The organism is Streptomyces sp. NPDC060366 (genome assembly GCF_042725135.1).
Classification (GTDB): domain Bacteria; phylum Actinomycetota; class Actinomycetes; order Streptomycetales; family Streptomycetaceae; genus Streptomyces.
In genome coordinates, this window is sequence record NZ_JBHXDC010000043.1 from 3539 (window position 1) to 9121 (window position 5583).

A 5583-nucleotide genomic window follows, 5' to 3' on the forward strand; every position below is an offset into this window, starting at 1 on the left:
CTCGACTTCCTTGTTCTTGGCGGCCTCTTGCTTCTCGTCTGCGGCCTGGGTCCGAAGCTTGGCGGTCCGTTCGGTGACGCAGGTGTCGTAACCGCCGCAGTCCACGCGGGCCTGCTGGTAGAGCGGGTCCGCGTTCGACTCGGTCGCCTTCTTCGTCGACTCGGCGACAGCCCTGGCCTTCTTCTCCGCAGCTTCCTTCTCGTCTGCGGCCTGGTCGCGGAGCTTGTCCACGCGTTCGGTGACGCAGGTGTCGTAGCCGCCACAGTCCACGCGGGCCTGCTGGTAGAGCGGGTCCGCGTTCGACTCGGTCGCCTTCTTCGTCGACTCGGCGACAGCCATCGCGGCTTGGTCGCGGAGCTTGGCGGTCCGTTCGGTGACGCAGGTGTCGTAGCCGCCACAGTCGACGCGGGCCTGCTGGTAGAGCGGGTCCGCGTTCGACTCGGCGGCCTTCGCCTGGGTGGTATCGAGCGTTTTTTGCAGCTCGGTCAGCGTGGGGCCGACGGCATCCAGCTCGCCGGGCGTGAACTCCGGTCCGGTGAAGGGACGTCCGAGTTCTTCCCACGTGTTGTCGTCCGCGAAGGTGCGGTTTTCGTCGATGATGCGTGCGCGCAGAGCTGGGTCCTGCCGTGCCTTCTCCAGCAGCTCTTGGTGTTCGCTGTTCTTCCGCTCCGTGACTGCCTGGCCGAGTACCTCTCCGACGGCCTCCCAGCCGCCGGTGCCACGCGGCGGTTTCGCCCCGGGCCTGATGGGTCCGGTCAGGTCGGGTCGGCCGGTCGCCGGTCCCGTCGAGGTCTTGGTGCCGCCGGTTGCCGGCCCGGTGGGGAGGGGCTTAGCAGCGCCGGTCCCCGGGTTGGTAGGGGGGGTTTTCGGACCGGGGGTGGCCGGGCGCGTGCCGCTTGTGCCGTCGTCCGGTCCGCCCCCAAGCCGGTCCCGCTCGGTCCGGGCCCGTTCGAGCTGTTCGCGGAGCTCGGGGATCTTGTCCAGTACCTGCTGGCGGCTGCCGGGCAGACGGTGTTTCTTCGCCTTCTGCTCCAGATCGCGGATCTTGTTCTGGAGCTTGTTGATATCGGCGTCAAGCTCCTTGATCTGGGTCTTTGTGTCGGGCGGCAGCGTCTCCTTGAGTGCCCGGAGCTGGGCGGCCACGGACTTGTACTGCCGCTGCTTCTTCTGCAGTTTCTTCTCCGCGCGCTCGCGCTCGGCCGGTGTTTTGGCGTTTTTCACCTCTTGCTTCAAGGCATGGATTTCGTCCCCGGTCTTGGTGACCTGCTTCTTCGTCCCCTCCAGAGTCCCCTGAGAAAGCCGGTGATACTGCTCGCCGGCTTTGATAAGAAGCTCCGCCTGTGCCAACGAGAGGCTGGTGGGGCCCGTTCCCGTCAGGTCGATGATCTGTTTGACCGTGACCTGTATGGCGAGCTTCTTCTTGAAGTGCGGGTCATGACGGTCGAGGGTCTCGGCGCTCAGGGCCTGGTAGATCTGCCACTGTGCCCTGCTCACGAAGCCGGGACGGGCGGGTTCGTCGTCGGGGACACCCGCGGTGGGGCTCGGCGGCGGTGGCGCGGCCGAGGCTTCTGTGACGGGCCCGGCCAGGATGAAGCCCACTGCCGCGATCAGGGCCACGAGCGCCATCCGCAGGAGCATGGGCCAGCGGCTGGATGCACGTTCCCCCGGCGGGGCGGTGACGCCGCGCCGGAGGGAACTGGGGGCGTGTAAGGCAACGCTCATGACGGTTCTCCTGTCGTCTGCTGGGGTGTGTTCCGCGATCCGGCACTGGCACGGGGCCGGGTCATCGGAGCGTCGGCGGCCACGCACGGGGCGGTGGCAAAAGCGTTGCGGACCGTCGGTCCTGCGGGCAATGGATTGCGGCGTCCGGGACAGTCCGGGACTGTCCGTGCAGGTCAGGGCACGTGTACGGGGGTGGTCGGACGGTCCGGCGGGGGCGTGTTGGGGATGCCTGGACGGTCCCGGACTGTCCGGGACGCCTGAGGATCTGGCGGGACACCTCGACGGCGATACAGCCTCGTCTCGGAGCTGCGGAGGTCGCGGCCCGAGAGGGAGGTTGTGATGGCGCAGCAGACGATGCTCAGGCCGCCGCGGCAGGCTGCGCAGCACAAGCCGCGGACGGCGCAGGCACAGGTTCAGGCGAAGAAGCCGATGTCGCACCGCAAGCCGCAGAACACGGCGCGTACCAAACGCAGGGACCGGGTGTGGTCGGCGGCCCTGCTGGTGGTGATGTTCGTGCTCTCCCTGGTGTGCGGGGTGCTGCTGGCGGTGCACGGCCCGTCCTCGGACTCGTCGTCCACGGAGGTCCGGCCGACCCCGACACCCGCTCCCGCGCCGCAGATACCGCACGGGCCGGAAATGCCCAAGCCCGTGCGGGAGACGCCGAAGACGCCGGACGGCACGGCCGGGTCCGGCACCGCGGCCGTCGAGAAGGTCACTCTGATCCCCGGTGACACGCTCTACGCCCTGGCCGGCGCTCACGGCACGAGCGTCAAGGCCCTCCAGGAGCTGAACGATCTCGGCACCTCGACACTCATCTACGCCGGGAACACGTTGCGCGTCCCTGCCGAACCGGACTCCGCGCGGTCGCAGATGGGGACTGTCGGGGTGGACCGGCTGGAGCTGGACCCGGAGGACATGGAACCGGGCGAAGTGGACCCGGCCGAGACGGACCTGCCCCACAACGACCCGCCCAAGAACGACCCTCCGAAGAAGACGACGCCGAAGCCGGACAAGCCCAAGAAGGAGGCGCCGACGTCGGGGGCGAAAGCGAAGGCGGTTGTCGCGTTCGCGCGGGCGCAGCTCGGCAAGCCCTACGTCTGGGGTGGCACCGGCCCCAACGGCTTCGACTGCTCAGGTCTGGTGATGCGCGCCTGGGAGAAGGCCGGGGTGCAACTCCCGCGTACCACCTGGGGCCAGGTGAACGCCGGCAAGACCACCACCCGGGACAACCTGGTTCCGGGTGATCTGATCATCAGCAACAACGGCGGGCACGTGCAGCTCTACATCGGGGACGGCAAGGTCATCCACGCCCCCGGCAAGGGCAAAACCGTCACCACCGCACCGCTCCCCAACCCGTCCGGTGTCGACAGCTACCGCCACATCACACCGTGACCAAAACCAGGGCCGCCTCGAACCACCGGACCGCTTTTCGCCACCACCAGCCGTCGGATTCTCGTCCAGTTCCCTTTCGCACTAGTGTCCTTCGGGCATGGGAGCGACAGGGGGAGACACGTGGGGACAGGGACAGGGCCAGATCCGGAGGCCGCGCGTACACCGGCGGAATTCGTTCATTCGATGCGGCAGTTACGCGGCTGGGCCGATCTCAGCTACCGGCAGCTGGAACGCAGAGCGAGCGACGTGGGTGAGGCACTGCCGCGCGCCACGGTCTCCGGGGTGCTGGCACGGGAGGACCTTCCCCGCGAGGAACTCCTGACCGCCTTCGTCCGGGCGTGCGGCGGCGATGCCGCCACCGTCGACACGTGGCTGGAAGCCCGCCGCCGGCTGGCGATGGCCATAAAGGAGCCCGCGGTCCCGGACTGGGGCGGCGGAGAGCCAAGACCGGATCCCGAACCGGATCCCGCATCCGGCACCGTCGCCGACACGGGCTCGGGCACCAGCGCCTCCGAAGAACCCCCGAACGAGGCTTCGATAGGCGCAACCGCGCCTCCCACACCGCTGCCACCCGCAAAGCCCGGCCGCCGAAGATTCAACCGCCACCTGCCGATGGCAGCCGCCGGTGCCTGCGCCGCCGCAGGAGTTCTTCTGCTCGTTTACTGGCCCGACGGCGGGAAGAAGCCCGTCACCACACGGCCGAGCGACGGACCCCGCACCACCGCCGGTCCCAGGGACACCACGCCCGCGGCCTCGCTCTCTCCGTCCGCCCGCGCGTCGCCGAAGGCGTCCGCACCCGGCGAGGAACAGAAAGACCCGCCCGTGAACGCCGGGTCCGAACAGAACGACGACGTATCCACTGCTCAGCCCAGCCGGCCCCCGGCCAAGGCCACCAACTCCCCAGGTATGCCCAAGGCCGGCCGGGTGACGATGCACCCTGCGAACTCACCGGGCCTGTGCATTACCGAAGGCCGGGAGCGCAACGGCCGTACCGAGCGTGAAATCGCCGTGCAGCTCCCCTGCACCGAGGCCCCCCAGCCGCAGGTCTCACTGGAATCCCTCGGCAACCAGATCTACCGCATCCAGTGGAAGAACCTGGTGTCCGGAAACGAAGGCTGCCTCGGCGTCGACGAAGCTCCGACCGAGGGCTCAGAGCTACTGTCCCCGGGCGAATGCACCAGCGCACTCGGCCAGCGGTACCGCCTGGAGCCCTCCGGCAGCGGCTACCGGCTACGCCCCATGGACAGCGGCATGTGCATCAGCATCCAGACTCCCCGCACCAGCGGCGCCGAAGCGATCCAAGCCCAGTGCACCGGAACCAGCGACCAACAGTTCTCCTTCACCCCAGCCTGAGAACCCGTCGCGCTGACGGCCCTTGACCTGCTGTTACGGGGTTCAGAAACAGGCACTGTGTCCCGTTTCGGGTTGCTGGGCCGCTGCGGTCGGATCTGTGGTGCGGATTCCACGAGCCGCGTACGGCATTCGTACGGTCAGGCCGCTACGGCGTGCCGGGGCTGGCGGTCCGCCGGTCAGGTGCCAGACTCCCGGAGTTACAGACTCCGGTACTTCCGGAGACCGGATGAGGAGGTGTCGTATGGCGCAGCGCCGCAGGAGGCGGGTCGCCCTGGGCAACAACAAGGGCGGGGTGGGCAAGACCGGCACGACGATCAATCTGGCCGCGTCGCTCGCCGAGGCCGGGCGCCGGGTCCTGGTCGTGGACTGCGATCCGCAGGCGAACGCCTCGCGTCGGCTTGGCCGGCCTTTCCGGCCGGACAGTCCGACCGTGACCGCGAGCGAGGTCGTCAGGTCCGGGGAGCCCGGGGCGGCGGCCGACGCGATCGTGCCGTGCGACTGGGAGGGCGTCTACGCGCTGCGGATCGATGTGATCCCGAGCCGGTTCGATCTGGAGAACCGGATCAGCGAGGCCGCGGTCATGCACGCCCGCCAGCGGCTGCGCCGCGCGCTCGAGGGGGTGGACGACGAGTACGACGTGACGCTGATGGACTGCCCGCCGTCTCTGGGCCACCTCACCCAGCTCGTGCTCGCGGCCGCGGACTGGGGTATCACCCTGGTCGAGCCGGAGTACGACGGAGTCGAGGGCGCCACCCGCTTCCGGGACTTCATGGTCGACCCCGCGAACCTCGCCGAGCTGGCCAACCCGGAGCTGGAGTTCCTGGCAGCCGTGCCGTCCATGGTCGACACCCGGCTCGGGGCGCACGCCCACCACCTCAGCACCCTGCCCGGCATCTTCGGCCCGGACCGCGTGTGGGACCCGATCCCCGCCCGGTCCGTCGTCAAGGACGCCGCGGACTCCGCCCTGCCGCTGTCCGCGATGGGCTCCCGCGCCACCGAGGCCCGCGCCGCTTTCGACGCCACCGCCGCCCGCCTCTGGAAAGAGATCACCGCATGACCCGCCGCGAGCGCCCCGTCGTCCCCGCCACCTCACCCGTGGCGCAGCGACAGCCGCTG

The 5583-nt window shown here is 69.3% G+C and carries 3 protein-coding genes and 1 pseudogene; 3 read left to right on the forward strand and 1 reads right to left on the reverse strand.

All coding sequences use genetic code 11. The features are described from left to right. Positions 1-1617: pseudogene (locus tag ACFWHU_RS38340) on the reverse strand (hypothetical protein); the annotation flags it as partial. A 444-nt stretch (positions 1618-2061) separates the two neighbouring features. Between ACFWHU_RS38340 and ACFWHU_RS38345 the strand changes: the two are divergent. From ACFWHU_RS38345 to ACFWHU_RS38355, 3 genes are all read left to right on the forward strand, one after another. After that, on the forward strand, positions 2062-3114 hold the full coding sequence (locus tag ACFWHU_RS38345) for an NlpC/P60 family protein (protein ID WP_387230963.1): 1053 nt from the start codon (positions 2062-2064) through the stop codon (positions 3112-3114). Positions 3115-3297: 183 nt separating this feature from the next. Then, positions 3298-4467, forward strand: a complete 1170-nt coding sequence (locus tag ACFWHU_RS38350) for an RICIN domain-containing protein (RefSeq protein WP_387230965.1) — start codon at positions 3298-3300, stop codon at positions 4465-4467. A gap of 241 nt (positions 4468-4708) precedes the next feature. Next, positions 4709-5524: a ParA family protein gene (locus ACFWHU_RS38355; protein ID WP_387230967.1), complete on the forward strand. Its 816-nt coding sequence runs from the start codon at positions 4709-4711 to the stop codon at positions 5522-5524. Positions 5525-5583: the final 59 nt, after the last annotated feature.

Coding starts and splice junctions, on each gene's coding strand:
- ACFWHU_RS38355 (WP_387230967.1), top strand. CDS start 4,709: ATGGCGCAGCGCCGCAGGAGGCGGGTCGCCCTGGGCAACAACAAGGGC.
- ACFWHU_RS38350 (WP_387230965.1), top strand. CDS start 3,298: ATGCGGCAGTTACGCGGCTGGGCCGATCTCAGCTACCGGCAGCTGGAA.
- ACFWHU_RS38345 (WP_387230963.1), top strand. CDS start 2,062: ATGGCGCAGCAGACGATGCTCAGGCCGCCGCGGCAGGCTGCGCAGCAC.